The organism is Achromobacter sp. ACM02 (assembly GCF_014851605.1).
Lineage (GTDB): Bacteria > Pseudomonadota > Gammaproteobacteria > Burkholderiales > Burkholderiaceae_B > Achromobacter > Achromobacter aegrifaciens.
Map to the genome: position 1 here is coordinate 1 of NZ_JACUZY010000009.1, position 19,434 is coordinate 19,434.

General features: G+C 65.8%; 19 protein-coding genes. 9 read left to right on the forward strand and 10 right to left on the reverse strand.

Annotated elements, in window-relative coordinates; translation table 11 throughout:
• Positions 1-839: 839 nt before the first annotated feature.
• Positions 840-1,145, reverse strand: coding sequence for a hypothetical protein (locus tag IB258_RS30420; RefSeq protein WP_225590505.1), 306 nt, complete (start codon positions 1,143-1,145; stop codon positions 840-842).
• Between the two features lie 120 nt (positions 1,146-1,265).
• On the opposite strand from IB258_RS30420, the gene IB258_RS24455 reads away from it, so the two are divergent.
• Positions 1,266-2,210 carry a LysR substrate-binding domain-containing protein gene (locus IB258_RS24455; RefSeq protein ID WP_119450664.1) on the forward strand — a complete coding sequence of 315 codons (945 nt, stop codon included), beginning with the start codon at positions 1,266-1,268 and terminating at the stop codon, positions 2,208-2,210.
• 131 nt (positions 2,211-2,341) lie between these two features.
• Here IB258_RS24455 and IB258_RS24460 read toward each other — a convergent pair whose 3' ends face one another.
• Entirely contained in the window at positions 2,342-3,859 is a 1,518-nt protein-coding gene (locus tag IB258_RS24460; RefSeq protein ID WP_125472970.1) for an acetyl-CoA hydrolase/transferase family protein, read from the reverse strand.
• 240 nt (positions 3,860-4,099) lie between these two features.
• Between IB258_RS24460 and IB258_RS24465 the strand changes: the two genes are divergently transcribed.
• Positions 4,100-5,020 carry a LysR family transcriptional regulator gene (locus tag IB258_RS24465; protein WP_192353319.1) on the forward strand — a complete coding sequence of 307 codons (921 nt, stop codon included), beginning with the start codon at positions 4,100-4,102 and terminating at the stop codon, positions 5,018-5,020.
• A gap of 233 nt (positions 5,021-5,253) precedes the next feature.
• Positions 5,254-7,662 (forward strand): DUF3772 domain-containing protein, encoded by a 2,409-nt coding sequence (locus IB258_RS24470; protein ID WP_175161534.1) that lies wholly within the window; start codon positions 5,254-5,256, stop codon positions 7,660-7,662.
• A gap of 47 nt (positions 7,663-7,709) precedes the next feature.
• On the opposite strand, the gene IB258_RS24475 is transcribed toward IB258_RS24470, so the two are convergent.
• Both IB258_RS24475 and IB258_RS24480 read right to left on the reverse strand, forming a co-directional pair.
• Entirely contained in the window at positions 7,710-8,384 is a 675-nt protein-coding gene (locus IB258_RS24475; RefSeq protein WP_119450660.1) for a hypothetical protein, read from the reverse strand.
• 44 nt (positions 8,385-8,428) lie between these two features.
• Entirely contained in the window at positions 8,429-8,893 is a 465-nt protein-coding gene (locus IB258_RS24480; protein ID WP_119450659.1) for a hypothetical protein, read from the reverse strand.
• A 454-nt stretch (positions 8,894-9,347) separates the two neighbouring features.
• Between IB258_RS24480 and IB258_RS24485 the strand changes: the two genes are divergently transcribed.
• Entirely contained in the window at positions 9,348-9,638 is a 291-nt protein-coding gene (locus IB258_RS24485) for an antibiotic biosynthesis monooxygenase (RefSeq protein WP_054457800.1), read from the forward strand.
• A 30-nt stretch (positions 9,639-9,668) separates the two neighbouring features.
• Here IB258_RS24485 and IB258_RS24490 read toward each other — a convergent pair whose 3' ends face one another.
• The 6 genes from IB258_RS24490 to IB258_RS24515 all read right to left on the reverse strand — a co-directional run bounded on the left by IB258_RS24490 (position 9,669) and on the right by IB258_RS24515 (position 14,436).
• Complete coding sequence (locus IB258_RS24490) at positions 9,669-10,028, reverse strand: nucleotide pyrophosphohydrolase (protein WP_054457801.1); 360 nt, start codon at positions 10,026-10,028, stop codon at positions 9,669-9,671.
• A gap of 8 nt (positions 10,029-10,036) precedes the next feature.
• Positions 10,037-10,654, reverse strand: a complete 618-nt coding sequence (locus IB258_RS24495; RefSeq protein ID WP_119450657.1) for a PolC-type DNA polymerase III — start codon at positions 10,652-10,654, stop codon at positions 10,037-10,039.
• Between the two features lie 4 nt (positions 10,655-10,658).
• Positions 10,659-10,883, reverse strand: coding sequence for a DUF1653 domain-containing protein (locus IB258_RS24500; RefSeq protein WP_054457802.1), 225 nt, complete (start codon positions 10,881-10,883; stop codon positions 10,659-10,661).
• Positions 10,884-10,987: 104 nt separating this feature from the next.
• On the reverse strand, positions 10,988-12,424 hold the full coding sequence (locus IB258_RS24505) for a methyl-accepting chemotaxis protein (RefSeq protein ID WP_175214322.1): 1,437 nt from the start codon (positions 12,422-12,424) through the stop codon (positions 10,988-10,990).
• Positions 12,425-12,606: 182 nt separating this feature from the next.
• Positions 12,607-13,317: a glutathione S-transferase gene (locus IB258_RS24510; protein ID WP_192353320.1), complete on the reverse strand. Its 711-nt coding sequence runs from the start codon at positions 13,315-13,317 to the stop codon at positions 12,607-12,609.
• Positions 13,318-13,380: 63 nt separating this feature from the next.
• The gene (locus IB258_RS24515) at positions 13,381-14,436 is read right to left on the reverse strand and encodes a GlxA family transcriptional regulator (RefSeq protein ID WP_225590506.1); all 1,056 of its coding nucleotides are present in this window, start codon (positions 14,434-14,436) and stop codon (positions 13,381-13,383) included.
• 152 nt (positions 14,437-14,588) lie between these two features.
• Here IB258_RS24515 and IB258_RS24520 point away from each other — a divergent pair, with 152 nt between their 5' ends.
• From IB258_RS24520 to IB258_RS24540, 5 genes are read left to right on the forward strand one after another with little or no spacing between them, the layout of a single operon-like run.
• Positions 14,589-15,641: an ABC transporter substrate-binding protein gene (locus IB258_RS24520; protein ID WP_125472976.1), complete on the forward strand. Its 1,053-nt coding sequence runs from the start codon at positions 14,589-14,591 to the stop codon at positions 15,639-15,641.
• A 13-nt stretch (positions 15,642-15,654) separates the two neighbouring features.
• Positions 15,655-16,704: an ABC transporter ATP-binding protein gene (locus IB258_RS24525; protein WP_175182004.1), complete on the forward strand. Its 1,050-nt coding sequence runs from the start codon at positions 15,655-15,657 to the stop codon at positions 16,702-16,704.
• Complete coding sequence (locus tag IB258_RS24530) at positions 16,701-17,549, forward strand: ABC transporter permease (RefSeq protein WP_119450653.1); 849 nt, start codon at positions 16,701-16,703, stop codon at positions 17,547-17,549. The genes IB258_RS24525 and IB258_RS24530 overlap by 4 nt, the downstream gene beginning before the upstream one ends.
• Positions 17,546-18,337: an ABC transporter permease gene (locus tag IB258_RS24535; RefSeq protein WP_054457808.1), complete on the forward strand. Its 792-nt coding sequence runs from the start codon at positions 17,546-17,548 to the stop codon at positions 18,335-18,337. Before IB258_RS24530 ends, IB258_RS24535 begins: the two co-directional genes overlap by 4 nt.
• A gap of 36 nt (positions 18,338-18,373) precedes the next feature.
• Positions 18,374-19,387 (forward strand): proline racemase family protein, encoded by a 1,014-nt coding sequence (locus IB258_RS24540; protein ID WP_054457809.1) that lies wholly within the window; start codon positions 18,374-18,376, stop codon positions 19,385-19,387.
• The last annotated feature ends 47 nt before the right edge of the window (positions 19,388-19,434 follow it).

The following is a 19,434-nucleotide window of genomic DNA, read 5'->3' on the forward strand; positions in this document are numbered from 1 at the left end:
TTCTTAACCCCCGAAAGGGTCGAGTCATACGTCGCTACTCAAAGGAAGTGAGGTATGTGCTTAGACTTGACATCTAAGGTACTTCACTTCTAGTGAGCACTTGATTTCATTGTGCTTGTGACCGAAGTCACTATGCACTCGCATCAAGCGCCCACACTTATCGGTTGTTTAATTGTTAAAGAGCGGTACTGCTAAATTCTGTGCTACTTACTGCCTGCTCGCTTCGCTACGCCGCTTTCGCTGGCGCCGCGTTGTTTGCAGCAGAGAAACGAGATTATGAAGAAGTTTTTTTCGCTTGTCAAGTCGGCGTCACATACTGCGTTTCGCTTTCTTGCTTGCGGCCTCTTCAGGTCTGCCTCTCTTAGCAGCTATCGAAATATCAGGGTTAACCCTAAGTTTTCGGCAACTGCCAAGCCCAAGACTATAACACGATTTTTGCAGATTGTGCAACTGGCTTTTGCCTAACTTGCTGCAATCCTTGCAATAACCGCGGGGCATTCATTTCTGACTGCTTTGCGGCAGACCTGGCTCGAATCCTCTTGCCCGACCTGTTGTGCTTGCTTGGCTTCGCGGTTCAAAACTGTCCGAACTGCGAAGGAGCGAGACTATAGCACAAGTTTTCTGCGCGTCATGCCGTGCAACCAAATATTTGTTCCAGATGTCTCCGCGATCTGCAGCGCCCCGCTAGCGGCGCCGCTCTTGCACCACCCGCTAGGCTATATATAGCTGGAAGACAGGTCATCTCCCTGGCAAGCGCGCGGCCCCGCCTCCTATATATAGAAGGCGGGGCCGCGGGGGGAGTACCAGGTGGGGCGCCCATCAGGGGCAAAAGGCCCCGGCTACCAGCGCAGGTAGTCCGCGTCGCGCAAGCGCGCCAGGTCGCGCTTGACTGCGGCTTCGTTCATCAGCCATCTGGGTGCGCCCATATCCTGCAGCATGTGCTCATCCAGATCGGCAGCCAGATGACGCAGGCGCGCTTCATTGCGGCGCTTGCGATAGGCGGCCGCAAGCATCGCGATGAATCCCACGCGGGGCGCTGCCAATTCGGCGGACGGCGCCGTGACGGGCTGGGCGGCGGACTGCTGACGATCCCTGGAAATGGCGGCCAGGGCGGAAGAAGACGGGGTGCAAAGCTGTGCGGACATGATGGGCTCCAGGTGTTTATGCACTTTGGTAAGCGTAGTCGCCCAATACTCGGCTGAAAATCGAATTGTTTTGGGGGTATCGGTAAGCTATGATGACCAATCTCTTACTGGGTCCTCTCCATGCGCCTGCCGCTCAGCACCCTCCCCGCCTTCCGCGCCGTGGCCGAATTGCAGAACCTGCGCGCGGCCGCCGAAAGGCTGCATCTGACCCACAGCGCCGTCAGCCAGCAGATCAAGGTGCTCGAAACCCAACTGGGCTTTCCCCTGTTCGAGCGCAGCGGGCGGGGCATCGTCCTGAATTCCGCTGGCGCCGCGCTCTTGTGCAGTGTGCAGGGCGCCATGGCGCTGCTGGATGAAGGGACGATGGCAGCGTCGGCCGCGGCCTCGGGCAGTGAACAACGCTTGCGTGTGTCGGTGCTGCCTTCTTTCGCGCAACGCTGGCTGTTGCCGCGCATGGCGCGGTGGCGCGAGCGCAATCCGGGCCTGACACTGGAAATCGAGACCTCGCAGCAAGTGGTGGATCTGTTGCGCGACGGTTTTCATGCCGCGCTGCGTTTTGGGCGCGGCCCCTGGCCGGGTGTGGAATCGGAGACCTTGTTCGACACGCCCCTGCCCCTGATCGTCCTGGCATCGCCGGAAACCGCGGCGGCGCTCCCCGATCATTCGCCGCAGACGCTCGCGCGCCAACCGTTGCTGGGCGAGCGCGAGCTCTGGCAAACCTGGTTCAGCGCCGCGGGGCTGGACACGCCCATCACGCCGGTGGCCTCCTTCAACGATGCCGGCATGATGATGCAGGCCGCCGAGCAGGGCCTGGGCATCACGCTGGGACGCCAACTGCTGGCCGCGGACGCGCTGTGCTCGGGCCGGCTGGTGCAGATTTCCCCGATCAGCATCGAGTACGAACAGGCGCAGACCTATCACCTGGTCTACCGGCCCAGCCTGCGCGACTGGGCGCCGCTGGTGGAACTGAAGCAGTGGCTGCGCGACGAGCTGGAGATGTCGCGCGAAAACCTGAGCGCCCCCAAGTCCGGCCCCGGCAAGAAAGGCCAGGCAAAAAAAAGGTAAAGCAGCCTCCGCTGCTTTACCTCTACCAAATTGCGGCGCCAGCGGAAACCACGGTCCGCAAGCCGGGATGCGCTACGCGCGCAAACACCGGCAGGCGCCGCGGCGGCGGCAGTCACACTTTGCTGCGGGCCTCAGGCCACCTTGCGCGCAGCCGGGCTGGCTGGCCGCATCGTATCGGTTTCATTGAAACGCTGGTGCCAGGAAAACGCTTCTTCGAGCAGATGCGGCGTCTGGCCGCCACGCTCGCAGGCTCGGTCGAAATAGTCCTGCAGGGCGTCGCGGTAGGACGGATGCACGCAGTTCTGGATGACCGCGCGCGCGCGTTCACGCGGCGCCAGGCCGCGCAGATCCGCCAGGCCGCATTCCGTGACCAGCACGTCCACGTCATGCTCGGTGTGGTCGACGTGAGACACCATGGGCACCACGCTGGAGATGTCGCCGTTCTTGGCCATGGACTTGGACACGAAGATCGCGAGGTGCGCGTTGCGCGCGAAGTCGCCCGAACCGCCAATACCATTCATCATGTGGGTGCCGCCCACGTGCGTGGAATTGACGTTGCCGTAGATGTCGAACTCCAGCGCCGTGTTGATGGCGATGATGCCCAGACGGCGCACGATCTCGGGCGCGTTGCTGATCTCTTGCGGGCGCAGCACGATGCGCTCGCGGTAGTGCTCCATGTTGGCCAGGATCTTTTCGTACACGGGCTTGGACACCGTGATCGAAGAGGCCGACGCGAATGCAAGCTTGCCCTGGTCCAGCAGTTCGATGGCGCTGTCCTGCAGCACTTCCGAGTACATCGTCAGGTTCTCGAAGCTGGACGACTCGAAGCCGTGCAGCACCGCGTTGGCGATGGTGCCGATGCCCGCCTGCAAGGGCAGCAGCTCGTTAGTCAGGCGACCGGCGTCGACCTCGCGGCGCAGGAAATCATTGATGTGGCCGGCGATGGCATTGGTTTCCTCGTCGGGCGGCAAGGCATTGGACGGGCTGTCCGGCTCTTGCGTGATGACGATGGCCGCGATCTTGGCCGGGTCCACTTCAATGCAGGACTGGCCGATGCGCTGGTCGGGAGAAACCAGGCCGATGGGCTGACGCGCCGGGCGGGCTTCGGGCACGTAGATATCGTGCAGGCCCTCGATGGCGGCGGGCACGCCCATGTTCAGCTCGATGATGATGACGTCCGCCTGCTGCGCAAAGGAGGCGGAGTTGCCCACCGACATGGTCGGCACGATGGCGCCGGTCTCGGTGATGGCGGCGGCCTCGATGATGGCCACGTTGATGGGGCCGATATGGCCCGCGCGCAACTGCTCGACGGTTTCGGACAGGTGCTGGTCGATGAAGGCGATTTCACCCTGGTTGATCTTGCGGCGCAGGGTGGTGTCGACCTGGAACGGCATGCGGCGCGCCAGCGCATTGGCCTGCGCCAGCATCTTGTCCGTGTCATGGCCCAGCGACGCGCCGGTGATCAGGGTGATGGAGAGCGGCTCGCGCTCGGCGCGGGCCGCCAGCGCCGCCGGCACCGACTTACAGTCGCCCGCGCGGGTGAAACCGCTCATTCCGACGGTCATGCCGTCCTGTACCAGCAAAGCCGCCTGATCGGCGGAAGTGATCTTGGCGCGCAGCCCAGGGTGGCGGATACGGTCGAGATGCATGGTGTCTCCAGATTCAAGGGCCTACGTGCGGCGGGGCGCGGCATTGCCGCCATGCGCCCAGGCGCCGTCTGACGCGGCGTTTCCCGAGGCTCCCGGGCCGACTCGAGGCGGTCCGGGAACGAATTTTCGGCAGTATAGGAAGGCCGGCTGAAATCTCGTAATGACTTAAAATCATCCAAACAAGTCGTTTTTTTCATCGTTTAAGAGTTTTGCGCATAACGCGCAGGGGAATCCCGGTCCATGGACGTGCGCGCATTGCGGTACTTCGTCGAAACCGTCAGGCACGCCAGCTTCACGCAGGCGGCCAAGACGCTGTTCGTGACGCAGTCGACGGTGAGCAAGATGATCCGCCAGCTGGAAGAAGAGGCCGGTACGCCGCTGCTGATCCGCGACGGCCACACCGCCCGTCCCACCGACACCGGCCGGGTCATGTACCAACGCGGCCTGCAGGTGCTGGAAACGATGCGCCAACTGTCGGAAGAACTGCGCCAGACCGCGGACCTGCGCCGGGGCGAGCTGGAAGTCGGCATTCCGCCCATGATCAACCTGCTGTTCACGCCGGTGGTCAAGCGCTTCCGTGAACTGCATCCGGGCATACACCTGACCCTGCGCGAAGGCACTGGCCAGGCCGTGGAAGGACTGGTGGCGAGCGGGGAACTGGAAGTGGGCGCGACCATACTGCCGATCGCGCCGGACGGCGGCCTGGCCGCCCAGCCCTTCGGCAGCTACCCGATCTGGGTGATCGGCCCGCCCGACGCGCCCTGGGCCGGCAAGACCTCGCTGCCGCTCTCCGCCCTGCGCGACGCCCGCCTCTTGATACCCACGGACGACTTCGCCATGACCCGGCGCTTGCGGCAGGCGTTTGCCGATGCCGGTTTCCAGCCCGGCATCGCGGCCCAGAGCGCGCACTGGGACTTCCTGGTGGCAATGGCTTCGGCGGGCCTGGGCGTGGCGCTACTGCCCGAACCCCTGATGCAGCGCATGAAAACGCGCGGCTTGAGCACCGCCAAGCTGGCCAAGTCCGGCATGCAATGGGAAGTCGGCCATATCTGGCAGCAGTCCGGCTATCTGTCCTATGCCGCCCGCGCCTGGCTGGAGGTATGCGACGCGGTACTGGGCAAGCCCAAAAAGCGGGCCGCGCCGAGCGTCCGTGCTGTTTGAGTTGAATCCAAACGTTGACCTCGTAAATATGGTTTGCGGACGCCGCGCCCGGCACGCGCTGCCAGCGGCCTTCCGTCGCCTATCCGGCCCTATTTCTATCCCTGGTCCGCGCCCGCGCGATAGCCGCCGAGCACGCCAAAACAAATAGGGCCGTAGCGCTCTTTTTTGTTGCAACGAATGAGGCGGCGGCTTGCTATGCTCCCGCCTCGAATGCGAGCGACTCGCCCCAGAACATGACACAGACTTCCATTCCCCTGCGCGCGCGACCTCACCGCGCCCGCGCGTCGATTTTCACGACGCTGATTGCGGCGCTGCTGCTAGTCCTTTTCCTGCTGCCGGCCCATGCCGCGGCGCCGCCCACGCCCGCCGACACGGAAGCGGCGCTGGCAACCGCGCGCAAACAGATCGACGACATCCGCAAGCGCGTTGCCGACGAGACCGATGACGCCACCCTGGTGAAGCAACGCGGCGACGCGCTGGACATCCAGTCCAAGGCCGACGCCGCCGCCGAGGCCCTGACGCCCCAGCTGGCCAGCGTGACGGCCCGCTTGAGCGAACTGGGCACGCCGCCCGAAGGCGTCAAGGAAGCGTCCGACGTTGCGGCCCAGCGCATGCAACTGGACAAGACCAGCCGGGCGCTGGATGCGCAGATCAAGCTGGCCAGGCTGCTGTCCGTGGATGCCGGGCAAACGGCCGAACAGATATCGGCGCAGCGGCGCAAGCAGTTCCAGGCGCGCCTGGGCGAGCGACGCGACTCGTTCCTGTCCGACCAATTCTGGACCGAGTTCCGCGAGGAGTTCCCGCGCGACCTCGAACGGCTGGAAGCGCTGCGCGACGACCTCGCTACCGCGGTCGGCCAGACGCCGAAATGGGGCTGGCTGCTATTGGGCGCGGCGATCGCGCTGACGATCGCCCTGCGTATCGCCATCGGCCGGGTCCTGTTGCGGATAACTGCCACGCGCGTGCCGCCGGGGCGCCTGCGCCGCTCCTTTCTTGCGGTCACGCATGTGGTCCTGGCCGTTGCCACGCCGGGCGTCGTCGCGCTGTTGATCCATATGGGGCTGGACTGGAATTCGCAGCTGAGCGACAACACCTCGTCGTTGCTCGCGAACCTGGTGGGAACGGTCTGCTTCGGCGGCTACGTGTCCGGCCTGGGCTATGCGCTCCTGTCCGCGAACCGGCCGTCGTGGCGCCTGCCGCCCGTCAGCGACATCGTGGCGGCGCGCCTGCGCTGGCTGCCCGCCGTGCTGGGCGTGCTGGTGGTGATGATCTGGCTGGCCGAGCGACTGCCGGTGCTCTTGAACGCGAGCCTGACCACCACCATCACGCTGACCGGCATCGTCGCCGTCCTGACCATGGCGATGCTGGGCGCGGTGCTGGCCATCAGCCGCCGGCTGCGGCGCCAGGCCATGCAAGAAAGCGAGACGCCGATCCCGTTCTGGGTCTCGCTGCTGCTGGGAGCGGTGTGGACCGTGCTGATCCTGAGCCTGGCCAGCCTGCTGGCGGGCTATGTGGCGTTCGGCAGTTTCATGGTCAAGCAGGTGCTGTGGGTGCTGATCGTGCTGGCCTCCGCCTATCTGCTGTCGACGCTGATCGAGGACGGCTTCAGCACGCTGCTCGGCACCTCGCACCGCGACGGCGGCGAGCACGAAGCGCCCAGCATGCGCGACCAGGCCGCCGTGCTGCTGTCGGGCGTGGGCCGCGTGGCGGTCGGCCTGCTGGCCGTGATTCTCCTGGCCGCGCCCTTCGGCGAAGCGCCGATGGACCTGCTGCAGCGCTTCGACCAGCTGCGCAAGGGACTCGCCATCGGCGAAGCGCAGATCCGCCCCGGCGCCGTGCTGCAGGCGCTGCTGGTGCTGGCGCTGTCGCTGCTTGCCGTGAAGATGCTCAAGCGCTGGCTGTCCAACCGCTACCTGCCGACGACCGAACTGGACCCGGGCATGCAGCTGTCGGCAGCCACGCTGTTCGGCTATGCAGGTTTCGTGATCGCCGTGGCGCTGTCGCTTTCGGCCGCGGGCATCGGCCTGGAGCGCGTGGCGTGGATCGCGAGCGCGCTGTCGGTGGGTATCGGTTTTGGCTTGCAGGCGGTCGTGCAGAACTTCGTGTCCGGCCTGATCCTGCTGGCCGAGCGCCCCGTCAAGGTGGGCGACTGGGTGTCGCTAGGCGGCGTCGAGGGCGACATCCTGCGCATCAACGTGCGCGCCACGGAAATCCAGATGGGGGACCGCTCCACGGTGATCGTGCCGAATTCGGAGTTCGTCACCAAAACCGTACGCAATGTGACCCGCTCGAACCCGCTGGGGCTGGTGCAGATCAAGCTGCCTTTGCCGCTCTCCACCGATGCCGAACAGGTGCGCGAATTGATCCTGCAGGCCTTCTCCGACCACGAAGACGTGCTGGACACGCCCGCGCCCAACGTCTTCCTGGATGGCATCGAAGGCGGCAATCTGGTCTTCAACGCCAAGGGCTACGTGTCCTCCCCCCGGGCGGCCTACGGCGTGCGCAGCGCCCTGCTGTTCACCCTGCTCAAGCGCCTGCATGACGCGGGCCTGGAAGTATCTTCGCCGCCCACCATGCTGCTGGCGTCGGCCCCCCAGCCGGCGGCGGCTCCCCTCGCCGTACCGCCGCCCGCCCAATCCTGAATCATCCCTCCCTTGTCCCGCCCCGCCGGGACGAGCGGGCCCCAGCATCAGCCCGGTGTGTACAGATCGGTATAGGTTCGGTTGCGCAGCGGCGGCGACGCCAGCGCGGCGCTCTGCACGCTGCGCACCGGATAGGCTTGCGCCTCGGGCGCAGGAGGCGCGGGCGGCACAGGCCGGTCAGCCAGGACCGGGCCGCCGGCAGGCGGCGCCGCCTGCGCGACCGCATTGCTGTCGAAGCGGTGATCCGCTGTCGTCAACGCGGGATTGGTGCACAGCCCCTGCGCCACCAGCGCCGCCTTGGTGCGATCGTCGGTCTGGCACAGGATGTCGATGGCCGCGGTCTCCAGACGGCGCGAACGGTCCGCATCCCTGGTCGAGGCGGCCGCCTGCATGGTTCGCTCGAAGTTGCGCCGCAGGCTGCACTTCTGGTCCTCGATCGGGATCGCTATGTTCATGCCGAAGCCGACAACGGCGCCGCCTCCGCCCGCCGAAACCATGCAGCTGTCGGACGAGAAAGAACCGTAGAAACTTTGTCCGCCCAGCGGCGGCACGCTGCGCAGCGTGCTGGACCCGCTGTTGCTGGAGTTGAGCGTGATGCCCTGATTGTTGCCGGCGTTGGTCGATCCCGAGGATGCCGATGTCGTCGCGCTGGAACTGCTGGTCTGGGCGCTGGCGGACACCGCCGCCAGCGACAGGGAAATGGCAAGCACTATGGTCTTCATGATGTCCCCTCGCCCGGACGGCCGAAGCCGTCCGGATAACTGGGTCAGTGATTGAAACCGCCGACATGGCCCACCGGGCCGATGCCGTGTATCGACCCGAACGCACCCACATTCACCGCATGGAACGAACCCGTCGCCGAAGCGCTGGTGTCAGTCTGGGCAAACGTGGCGCTGCCGTTAGCGATGCTGTCGCCCACCATGATGGGCGCGTTGCCCGAGACATGGCCGTACGAATCGCTATTGGCGTACTGGCGCGTGCTGGTGACCACTTGCGTGCCATCGCGGCTGAAGCTGCCGCCCACTTCCGCAACGCCGCCTGTCATGCCGAACGACACCTGGGTGGATGAACCGTAGCCATTGATCTGGGTGGCGGCCACGGAGCTGCCCGTGGAGATGGATGACGCGGTGCCATTGATTGCGCCCGCGTGACCCGTGATTGAGCCACCAGGGTCCGCATAGGCCGAGACAGCGAACAAGGACAACGCGGCGACTGCCATGAGCTTTTTCATTTCAGCTCCTCCTGCTCCGTGCATGCACGGATTCACGATTACCGGCGACCGACCGGCGCGGACCGTTACCGCTCAGCGCCACGCCTGGACAATGACGAAAGGCGTGGGACTTTCGTATTGGTACGGAATGATTGCTCCGTCCTAGGCAAGTCGATATCGCCTAAACGGGCGACCGAGTCCCGATGGACGACACCAAGCTGTAAAACAATCGGCCAGATTTGCGGCGATCTTGCGCGGCGGCCGTGCGTATGGACGAGGGAAACAGCGCAAGCCACGCGGCGCGCGCGCCCGGGTTCAACTTTATGGATGGGAATGAGGGTGGCCGCCTCGGGCAATTTCCCTAACGCGCACAACGGAAGCGGCAGGGTCCGAAACACGCCCGGCGCGGGAATTTCAGCGATACTACGGCGGCCGGCCGGGCGCTACCCGGCCTCATCTGTTTGGAGACCAGACCATGATCCAGGAGATTGCCAGCATCCATGTCCGCGAAGGACAGGAAGCGCTGTTCGAGGCGGGCGTCGCGCAAGCGAAACCGTTGTTCTTGCGGGCCCGCGGCTGCCACGGCATGGAGCTGTACCGCAGTATCGAACAGCCGCAGCGCTACACGCTGGTCGTGGCTTGGGAAACCGTAGAGAACCACATGGTGGATTTCCGCGAATCCAGCGATTTCCAGGAATGGCGCAAGCTGGTGGCGGGCTTTTTCGTCGAACCGCCCCAGGTGCATCACGAGCAAAAAGTGCTCTGAGGCGGCCGGCCTGGCCGCGCCGCGCGCGAGTCAGGACTGTTCAGGCGGATCGTCGTACTTGCGCGCGCTGCCGCGAAACCGATCCGCCGGATATTTCCGCGCATTCTTGACCATCTTTGCCGCGACCGCGTCGGCGATATCGATGCCGAGCTGGTCCGCCAGGGCCACCAGGTACATCTGCACGTCCGCTATTTCGTCCGCGGCGTCCGCCAGCTTCTCGGGCGGCATCTTGCGCGACTCGGCCTCGCTCAGCCACTGGAACAGGGATACGAGTTCGCCCGCCTCTCCGGCCAGCGCCATCGCCAGGTTCTTGGGCGTATGAAAGGGCTGCCACTCCCGCTCTTCGGTAAACCGGCGCACGGCCAGCCGGATATGTTCCAGGTCGGACATCGAAACTCCTAGCCCGCGGCCAGGCGGGAGCTTGCCGCCAGCGCCACGGCCACGGTGGTGCGCACGTCTGCCAGCGCGCGGTGGGTGGGATCCGAGGCGCCGACATGGCGCGCCAGGATTTCCAGCTTGTGCGAGGGCAGCTCCGGCCATGCGCGCCGCGCCAGCGCCAGCGTGCAATGGGTCGAGTTGGCGAACGGCAGGCCGGTCTGGTCCGCCGCCGCGCCCAGGAAGCGCCGGTCAAACGAAGCATTATGGAAAAACACCGGCAGGTCTTCCACGAAATCCAGGAAGGAGGAAAACGCCTGCGCCACCGGCACGCCGTCTCGGTCGACTTCCGCTTGCGTGATGCCGGTCAGGCGGCTGATGAAGGACGGCACCGGTCCGCGCGTGCGCACGACCTGCGTGTACTCCCGCTCAAGCGCGCCTGCCGCGCCCACGCGCACCGCCGCGAACTCCAGGATCTCGCAGGTGGCGGTGGACAGGCCGGTGGTTTCCAAGTCGGCGACGATGAACGGGCCGCGCAATGCCTGCAACGCGGCCGCCAGCGCCTCACTGCCGGCCTTTGCGCCCGTTGCGCGGGCAGGCGCAGCGCCGCTTGCGCGCGGCCGCCGGTAATAGAACGCCACGGCCCTACTCCACCGGCCGCAAGGGCGCGAAGCGGGGCGTGCCGTCGGGCAGCTGACCGAAGAACATATCGGCCGGACGCACCCACAAGCCGCGCTCGTGAGGCCACAAGTGTTCATAGACCACCAGGGACTCCTCGGTTTCGGAGTGGCGGGCGGTGCCCACATAAAGGTAGAGGCCGCCCTTGTAATGGCGGTGCGAGGCGAGAGCCAGTGCTTCGGATTCGGTCATGGTTGGTGGCCGCAAATGGCGCGGCCCGGGCGGAGGGTTCCTGCCCGGGCCTGCGGGTTCAGATCAATACCGTCTTTATAGCGCATCGGCCCGGCGGCGCCGGCTCAGTAGCGCACGTATTGCCGCTCGGCCTGCGGCTGCAGCGGTCCATTGGCGGCCGGCCTGCCCCGCAGAGCGGGGGCCATGGGCCTGACCGCGGCGGTGGGCGGCGCGGCGCGCGCGGGCTCTCCTGCCCGCTGCGTGATGTCCTCGGTGACCTCGCCGAGCCTGGCGGACTGGGCCAGCGACACCTCCACCACCTCCGCCATGATTTCAGTCACGCGGCGCGACGATGCGACGATATCGTCCATGGTCGAGCCTGCCGACTGGACCTGGCGCGCGCCGCTCTCGACCTGCTGCACCGACGAAGTGATCAGGTCCTTGATCTCCTTGGCCGCCGCCGCGCTGTTCTGCGCCAGGCTGCGGACCTCGGCCGCGACCACGGCGAAGCCCTTGCCGTGCGAGCCGGCGCGCGCGGCCTCGACGGCGGCGTTCAGCGCCAGGATGTTGGTCTGGAAGGCGATGCCGTCCATGACCCCGATGATTTCCGAAATGCGGCGTGAACTCTGGGTGATGCCGCCCATGGTCTGCACCACTTCCTGCACCGTATGGCCGCCCTGCTCGGCCACGCGACAGGCGTCCAACGCCAGCGTATTGGCCTGGCCCGCGCGTTCGGCGTTTTCGGTCAGCCCCTGGACCGCGACACGCAAGGTCTGGGCGGCGGTAAAGCGCCGCGTGATGTCGGTGGCGTACTTGACGACCTTGACCGGCCGGCCCTCGGCATCGAAGATCGGGTTGTAGCTGGCTTCGATCCAGACCTGGCGGCCGCCCTTGCCGATGCGCAGGTACTGCCCGGTGTCATGCTCGCCGTTGCGCAGCCTGCGCCAGAACTCCTTGTATGCCTCGCCGCGCGCCTCCTCGGGCGGGACGAACATGCTGTGATGACGTCCCTGGATTTCGTCCGCGCGATAGCCCACCGCGCCCAGGAACAGATCGTTGGCGCGGATGATGGTGCCGTCGAGTTCGAACTCGATGATGGCCTGGACCTTGGAGATCGCCGCCAACTGGCCTTCCACGTCCGCCTGCCGCTGCTGCTGCGCGGTGATGTCGACGGCGTACTTGACCACTTTGACCAGCCGATCATGGCGGTCGTAGATCGGGTTGTACGAGGCTTGCAGCCAGACGTCGCTGCCATCCTTGCGGATGCGGCGGTAGCGCCCCGCATCGCGGCCCCCCTGCCGCAACCGGTTCCAGAATTCCGCGTAGGCGGCCGATGCGCGCTCCGCCGGGTCGACGAACATGCGGTGGTGCTGCCCCGCGATCTCGTCCAGCGCGTAGCCCATGGTGTCCAGGAAGTTCGAATTCGCCGCCAGCACGTGGCCGTCCAGGTCGAACTCGATGACGGCCTGGGCGTTGTGGATCGCAGCGATCTGCCCGAGCATGTCTGCCTTCTGCATGCCACGGTCCAGGCGTAGCAGTTGGCTGAGAGTGATCCATTTCATCTTGACGTCTCCTGCCCGGCGTCCGGGTGGTTTGATGCCGTTCGACCTATCTGCCGCGAGACAAATGGAAATATTTATCTAACAATTTGCAAATATTTAATCTTAAAAATGAGCGGGTCTCAAGATTTTCAAGACACCCATCAAAAAAATAGGGATTCAGCAACACCAGGGTTTATCCGGACTCAAGCCGCGTCCAATTCGCGATATTGGCGGAAAATCCCCTCCCCGAAAGGCAGGCGCCTGCCGCTGTCGAAGTAAGACTGCAATTCCGCCAGCGCCGCCACGCGCGCATGCAACGCCATGACGTTCGGATAACGCACGGCCAGGGTCGCCATGCGTTTCGGAAAGGCGTAGAGCAGGCCGTCCACGAGATGGAACAACGACAGGTCCACATAGGTCCAGCGCTTGCCGCCCGCCAGCCAGGCCTGCGGCCCGCCCAACACCAGTTCGAAGTAGCCCAGGAATTTGGGCATGCGCTCTTCGCGGAAGCAGCGCGCCCGGCGCGCGGCCTCGGTCTTCTGGTCTTCGTAGTACTCGCTGGCGGATATCGGATGATGCGTGTCGTGCGCTTCGGCCACCATGTCGGCGATGGTGAGCTGAAGCTGGTTCACCCACAGCCGCCCTTCCAGCGAGTCCGGCGCCAGGCCGTGCTTTTCGCCCAGGAACAGCAGGATGTTGGCGGTCTGCCCCAGCGCCATCTTGCCCGCGACCAGATATGGCGGTGCGAATGGCGGATGCTTGCGCGCCGAACTCAGGTCCGCCACCAGCGTGCCTTCGTCCGCGCCGGGCTGGCGTGCGCATTCGCGATACGGAATGCCGCCGGCCTCCAGGGCCAGGCGCACGAACTCGCCGCGTCCGGGGATGCCGTCCCAGTACCAAAGGTCATAGGTCATGTCGTCTCCTTCCGTTGATAAGCCCAAGGGCCTGCCGGCGCCGGAACGAGCCGTGCAGAAGCCTCAGGCGGGAAACACGCTGACTCCGCCGTCGCGGCCGGCGGCCTGCTGATACTGGCGCGGCGACTGGCCGAAATGCGCGCGGAAATCGCGCGAGAAATGCGCGCCATCCGCAAACCCGCAGTCCAGCGCGATCTGCGTGATGCTGCTGGGATTGTTCAAGAGCAGCCAGCTGCCGTATTCCAGCCGCAATTGCCGCTGGAACGCCATCGGCGACATGCCTGTGGCCAGGCGGAAGGCGCGCTCCAGCTGCCTGCGCCCGACGCCGACGTAGCGCGCAATCGCATCCAGCGGCGGCGGGTTGTCGATACGCTGCTCGATGAAGTGCGCGGCCTGGCGCACGCGCAGATCCTGGATGCCCGACAGGTCCGTGTGGAAATGCGCCTGCGGCACCCGCCCCGGGCGCACGCCTTGCAGCATCATGTGCCGCATCGCCTGCTGGGCCTTGTCGCGCCCGCAATGCCGGGCCACCAGGTACAGCCCCAGGTCGATCGCGGCCGTGGAGCCTGCGCACGAAATCAGGTCGCCTTCATCCACGAACAGCCGGTCCACCACCGCCCGCGTCTGCGGAAAACGTTCGCGAAAGGTGTCCAGCACATTCCAGTGTACGCAGACCGTGCGCGGCCCGATGACGTCGGCCTGCGCCAGCGCGAAGGTGCCGGTGCAGATGCCCAAGAGCCGCACGCGCTGCGCCGCCGCCAGTTGCAGCCAGTCGCGCAGGGGGTCGGGCAGGCGGCCGTTGAAGTAGTCGTTGCCGCCGCAAACCGCTATGTAGTCGAACTGGGCCGGGTCTTCGGGCAGGCCATCGGCCACGTCTATGGTCAGGCCCGCGCTGGAGCAGCGCGGCTTGCCGTCCCAGCTCATGACGCGCCATGCAGTATGGATCTGGCGGCTGCGTCCACCGTGGTCGCCCGCCAGCCGCAACACGTCCACCAATCCGGCAAAGGCGGCCAGCGTGAACTGGTCCAGCAGCACGATACCCACGGTCAGTGCGGGTTTCCCCTGAGGCAGGGCGCTGCACTCACCGTCATAGGAGAAAGACGACGTCGAGGCGGGCATAGCGGATTCCATGTCGCAATTATTCAAGTTTTTGTCCCAGGCCTTCAAGCTGGTTTTCCCGGGGATCGCCCAAGATGCACCTATGGCTCCGTCCCGCAGCGCCCGCCGGCGCAGGCAGACCGGACCCGATAAATCGACAAGGGGAATCCGACATGGCAACACCTACCCGCCGCGCGCTGCGCGCCGCATTGCTGGGAGCCGGACTGCTGGCCGCCGGCCAGGCGCTGGCCCAGCAGCAGAAGATCACCGTCGCCTGGTACGGCGGCAACTGGGGCGACGCGTTCCGCGCCTGCGTGGCCGAGCCCTACACCAAGGCCACCGGCGTGACTGTGGTGCCGGAAGTGGGCACGTCCACCACCACGCTGGCCAAGTTGCAGCAGCAGAAGGGCGCGCCCACCATAGACGTGGCGTGGATGGACGGCGGCATCAGCGAACTGGCCGCGGAAGCCGGCGTGCTGGACGCATTGGATCCCGCCGGCATTCCCAATCTGAAGAACGTCATCGACCAGGGCGTGTACCGCAATGGCGACAGCGCCTACGCGGTCAGCACCGGCTACTACTCGCTGGGCATCGCCTACAACACCAAGGAAGTGCCTCAGCCCCCCGCCAGCTGGAAGGACTTGTGGAAGCCCGAGTATGCCGGCGCGGTCGCCATTCCTTCGCCGGCGAACTCGTCGGGCGTGCCGTTCATCTTCTTCCTGGCGCGGGTGTTCTCTGTCGATCCTTCCAACCTGGCGCCGCTGTACGCCAAGCTTGCGTCGCTGGACACGGCCTTGTTCTTCGACAGCTCGGGCGCCGCCACCAACGCCTACCAGAGCGGCGAGGCCATCATCGGCGCGCACTTCAACGTGGGCGCCTGGGATCTGATCGACAAGGGACTGCCCATCGGCTTCGCCGTGCCCAAGGAAGGCGCCTGGGCCACGGATGCGCGCCTGCATCTGGTGAAGAACGCGCCGAACAAGGCGGCCGCGCAGAAGTTCATCGACACCGCGCTCACGCCGGATGCCGCCGCCTGCCTGGCCACGCGCCTGTACCTGGGCCCCGCCGTCAAGGATGTGCAGGTGCCGAAGGACGTGGCGCGCAAGCTGCCCTGGGGCGCGGACGGCTCGGTCAAGAACCTGAGCCTGTTCGACTGGAACCTCATCAACAGCCGCCGCGCCGAGGTCACGGACGCCTGGAACCGCCAGGTTGCCCGCAAGCGCTAGACCGGGATAGAACATGTCCGCTTTGCTTACCATTGAAGGCGTGTCGATGCGCTTTGGCGCCTATCAGGCGCTGGACCGCATCGACCTGGAGATCCAACAGGGAGAGTTCGTGGCCCTGCTTGGTCCCAGCGGCTGCGGCAAGACCACCCTGTTGCGTTCGATCGCCGGATTTCTCAGGCCCGAATCGGGCCGCATCCTGATTGAAGGCCAGGACATCAGCCGCCTGGCCGCGCACCATCGGCCGCTGAACACGGTGTTCCAGAACTATGCGCTGTTTCCGCACATGAACGTGCTGGAAAACGTGGCCTATGGCCCGCGGCGCCAGGGCGCGTCGAAGCAGGAAGCGGCCGGGCGCGCCCGGTCGGCGCTGGACATGGTGGGCCTGGCGGACTTCGGTCCGCGCTATCCCCGCGAAATGTCCGGCGGCCAGCAGCAGCGCGTGGCGCTGGCACGCGCCATCGTGAACCAGCCCAAGCTGCTGTTGCTGGACGAACCGCTGTCGGCGCTGGACCTGAAGCTGCGCAAGCGCATGCAGCTGGAACTCAAGCACCTGCAGGCCAAGCTGGGCATCGCTTTCATCTTCGTCACGCACGACCAGGAAGAAGCCATGACCATGGCCGACCGGGTGGTGGTCATGCATGCGGGCAAGATCGAACAGGTGGGCGGCGGGACCGAGATCTACCGGCATCCCGCCACCCGCTTCGTGGCCGAGTTCATCGGCGACGCCAACTTCATGCCGTACACCGCCAACGACGATGTGCTGCAGCTGGATGCCCAGGGACTGCGCGTGCCGTTCCCGGGCAAGGCCGCGCCCGCGCGCGGCGTGGCGGTGCTGCGGCCCGAGGATCTGCGCCTGGCCGATGAATCGGCGGCGCTTGCGCTGAACGGCACGGTCACCGACGTCATCAACGTGGGCAGCCACTGCATGATCCACGTGGACATCGGCGGACAGGTCCTGGTGGCGCGCCACGGCGGCATTGCGCCGTCGGGGCTGGGCCCGGGCGCCGCGGCGCGCCTGGCTTTCGCGCCGGAACACCTGCACCTGATCGGTGAACGGCCATGAACGCGCGCGCCTGGCGTTCGCCTAGCCTGCTGCTGGCGGCTCCCGTGCTGTTCTTCGCGGCCTTCTTCCTGGCGCCGCTGGCGGTGGTGGCGCTGGCCAGCATCACCGGCGGCGCCGATGGTTTGACCCTGACTCCGCAGCAATACCTGCGCGTGCTGGGCGACCAGTACCACTGGGACGTGATCCTGGTGACCTTCCGGCTGGCGTTCTTCACCACGGTCGCCTGCGTGATCCTGGGCTATCCGCTGGCCTGGTATCTGGTACGCGTGGTGCGCTGGCAGGCCTGGCGGCGCTTCTGCGTGATCCTGCTGGTGGTGCCGCTGTTCACCAGCAATATCGTGCGCGCCTTCGGCTGGATGGTGCTGCTGGGCCGCAACGGGCTGGTCAACCAGGCCCTGGTGGGCGCGGGCATCGCCGACCGTCCGATGCGTTTCATCGGCACCGAGCTGGGCATCCTGATCGGCATGGTCTACGTGCTGCTGCCCTTCGTGGTGCTGGCGGTGGGCAATGCGCTGGCGCGGGTCGATCCCGCCTGCGAGCAGGCTTCGGCCGACCTGGGCGCAAGTCCCACGGCGACCTTCTTCCACATCACCTGGCCGCTGACCCTGCCCGGCGTGGTGTCCGGCGCCATCATGGTCTTCACCCTGGCCGTCAGCGCCTACGTGACGCCTGCGCTGCTGTCGGGGGGACGTGTGTCGGTGCTGTCGATGCTGATCTTCCAGCAGTACAGCACGGTGTTCGACTTCCATTACGGCGGCGCGCTGAGCATGGTGCTGCTGGTGTTCACCCTGATCCTGGTGGCGCTTGCCAACCGCGCCGCCGTCCTGCCGGGAGCCGCGCGATGATCGCCCGCAACCTGATCCGCCTGGTCGCCCTGGGGGTACTGGCCTATCTGGCCCTGCCGCTGGTGGTGATCCTGGGTTCCTCGTTCACGTCCACGCCCTACCTGGCGTTTCCGCCCAAGGGCTTCACGCTGGAGTGGTACCGCACGCTGCTGATCGAGGCCGGCTACGTCGCCGCGTTCACGACCAGCACGGTGCTGGCGCTGGCGGCCACGGCCGCGGCCGTGCTGCTGACGGTGCCGGCCGCGCTGGCGGTGGCGCGCTACGAGTTCCCAGGCAAGGCCGCGCTGACCTCGGTGCTGATGTCGCCGCTGGTGCTGCCGCACATCGTGCTGGGCGCGGCGCTGCTGCAATACGGCGCGTACTTCGGCCTGACGCGCAGCTTCCTGTCCCTGCTGATCGGGCACATCGTCATCATCGCGCCCTTCGTGCTGCGGTCCACGCTGACCCTGCTGACGCCGGAGCAGCGCGCGCTGGAAGAAGCCTCGGCCGACCTGGGCGCGAACCCGTGGACGACCTTCTTCCTGGTGGTGCTGCCGCAGATCCGTCCAGGCATCGTCACCGGTTCGATCTTCGCGTTCATCTCTTCCTGGATCAACGTGGAGCTGTCGATTTTCAACACCACGGCGGACTTGAACACCATCCCCGTGAAGCTCTTCAACTACGTGCAATACACGATAGATCCGACCATCGCAGCCGTATCGGGCGCCACGATCGTGGTTGCGGTGATCGCCATCGTCATCCTGGATTTGACCGTCGGGCTGGACATGCTGTCCGAACGCGGCAAATAACCTTTCTTCCCTACCCTACTGTCTGGAGCCACAGTCATGCGCAAGCAAGACGCGTTCGATGTCATCTATACCCATACCGAAGGCGAGCCCCTGTGCATCGTGCATAGCGGCATCCCCTACCCCGCCGGCTCCACCATCCTGGAGAAGCGCGCCTTCCTGGAGCAGAACTACGACTGGCTGCGCAAGGCGCTGATGCGCGAGCCGCGCGGCCACAAGGACATGTTCGGCGTGTTCCTCACGCCGCCGTCCAGCCCCGAATACGACGCGGGCCTGATCTACATCGACGGCACCGAGTATTCGCACATGTGCGGCCACGGCACCATCGCGGTCAGCATGGCCATGGTGGCCAACGGCCTGGTGCCCCGCGGCAAGGACGGCATCACCAAGATCCGCTTTGAAACCACCGCCGGCCTGGTCGTGTCGGAAGTGGCTTCCGAGGGCGACAACGTGCTGTGGACGCGCTTCGAGAACGTGCCTGCCTACGTGGCCGCGCAGGACATTCCGGTGGAATTGCCCGGCTACGGCAAGCTGTCGGCCGACATCGTCTGGGGCGGCAATTACTTCGGCATCGTCGACCTGTCGGGCTGCGACCTGCGCATCTCGCCAGACAACGGCACGGAGCTGTCGCGCATGGGCCTGATCGTGCGCGACCAGCTCAATGCCCGCCACCGCATCCAGCACCCGACCGAGGCCCACATCAACAACCTGAACTTCATCACCTTCTGGCACCAGCCGACCATCGAAGGCGCGTTCTACAAGAACGTGCACGTGTTCAGCGCCGGCCAGCTGGACCGTTCGCCTGGCGGCACCGGCACCAGCGCGATGATGGCCATGTTCGAAGCGCGCGGCAAGATGGGCTTGAACCAGCCGATCAAGTCGGAAGGCCTGCTGGGCAGCGGCGTGTTCGAAGGCTGCCTGCTGGGCGAGGTGGACCTGAACGGCACCCGCGCCGTGCGTCCCACGGTCAAGGGCACGGCCAGCATCCTGGGCACGGCGCGCTGGGTGATCGACAAGAACGACCCGGTCGGCGCAGGCTTCCTCATCCGCTAAGGTGTTGCCCCCACGCCGCGCGCACTAGGTGCGCTAGCTGCCCCCAG

Bases quoted from the DNA above. Each gene is read 5' to 3' on its own strand.
- IB258_RS30420 (WP_225590505.1), bottom strand. From the start codon at position 1,145: ATGTCCGCACAGCTTTGCACCCCGTCTTCTTCCGCCCTGGCCGCCATT.
- IB258_RS24455 (WP_119450664.1), top strand. From the start codon at position 1,266: ATGCGCCTGCCGCTCAGCACCCTCCCCGCCTTCCGCGCCGTGGCCGAA.
- IB258_RS24460 (WP_125472970.1), bottom strand. From the start codon at position 3,859: ATGCATCTCGACCGTATCCGCCACCCTGGGCTGCGCGCCAAGATCACT.
- IB258_RS24465 (WP_192353319.1), top strand. From the start codon at position 4,100: ATGGACGTGCGCGCATTGCGGTACTTCGTCGAAACCGTCAGGCACGCC.
- IB258_RS24470 (WP_175161534.1), top strand. From the start codon at position 5,254: ATGACACAGACTTCCATTCCCCTGCGCGCGCGACCTCACCGCGCCCGC.
- IB258_RS24475 (WP_119450660.1), bottom strand. From the start codon at position 8,384: ATGAAGACCATAGTGCTTGCCATTTCCCTGTCGCTGGCGGCGGTGTCC.
- IB258_RS24480 (WP_119450659.1), bottom strand. From the start codon at position 8,893: ATGAAAAAGCTCATGGCAGTCGCCGCGTTGTCCTTGTTCGCTGTCTCG.
- IB258_RS24485 (WP_054457800.1), top strand. From the start codon at position 9,348: ATGATCCAGGAGATTGCCAGCATCCATGTCCGCGAAGGACAGGAAGCG.
- IB258_RS24490 (WP_054457801.1), bottom strand. From the start codon at position 10,028: ATGTCCGACCTGGAACATATCCGGCTGGCCGTGCGCCGGTTTACCGAA.
- IB258_RS24500 (WP_054457802.1), bottom strand. From the start codon at position 10,883: ATGACCGAATCCGAAGCACTGGCTCTCGCCTCGCACCGCCATTACAAG.
- IB258_RS24505 (WP_175214322.1), bottom strand. From the start codon at position 12,424: ATGAAATGGATCACTCTCAGCCAACTGCTACGCCTGGACCGTGGCATG.
- IB258_RS24510 (WP_192353320.1), bottom strand. From the start codon at position 13,317: ATGACCTATGACCTTTGGTACTGGGACGGCATCCCCGGACGCGGCGAG.
- IB258_RS24515 (WP_225590506.1), bottom strand. From the start codon at position 14,436: ATGCCCGCCTCGACGTCGTCTTTCTCCTATGACGGTGAGTGCAGCGCC.
- IB258_RS24520 (WP_125472976.1), top strand. From the start codon at position 14,589: ATGGCAACACCTACCCGCCGCGCGCTGCGCGCCGCATTGCTGGGAGCC.
- IB258_RS24525 (WP_175182004.1), top strand. From the start codon at position 15,655: ATGTCCGCTTTGCTTACCATTGAAGGCGTGTCGATGCGCTTTGGCGCC.
- IB258_RS24530 (WP_119450653.1), top strand. From the start codon at position 16,701: ATGAACGCGCGCGCCTGGCGTTCGCCTAGCCTGCTGCTGGCGGCTCCC.
- IB258_RS24535 (WP_054457808.1), top strand. From the start codon at position 17,546: ATGATCGCCCGCAACCTGATCCGCCTGGTCGCCCTGGGGGTACTGGCC.
- IB258_RS24540 (WP_054457809.1), top strand. From the start codon at position 18,374: ATGCGCAAGCAAGACGCGTTCGATGTCATCTATACCCATACCGAAGGC.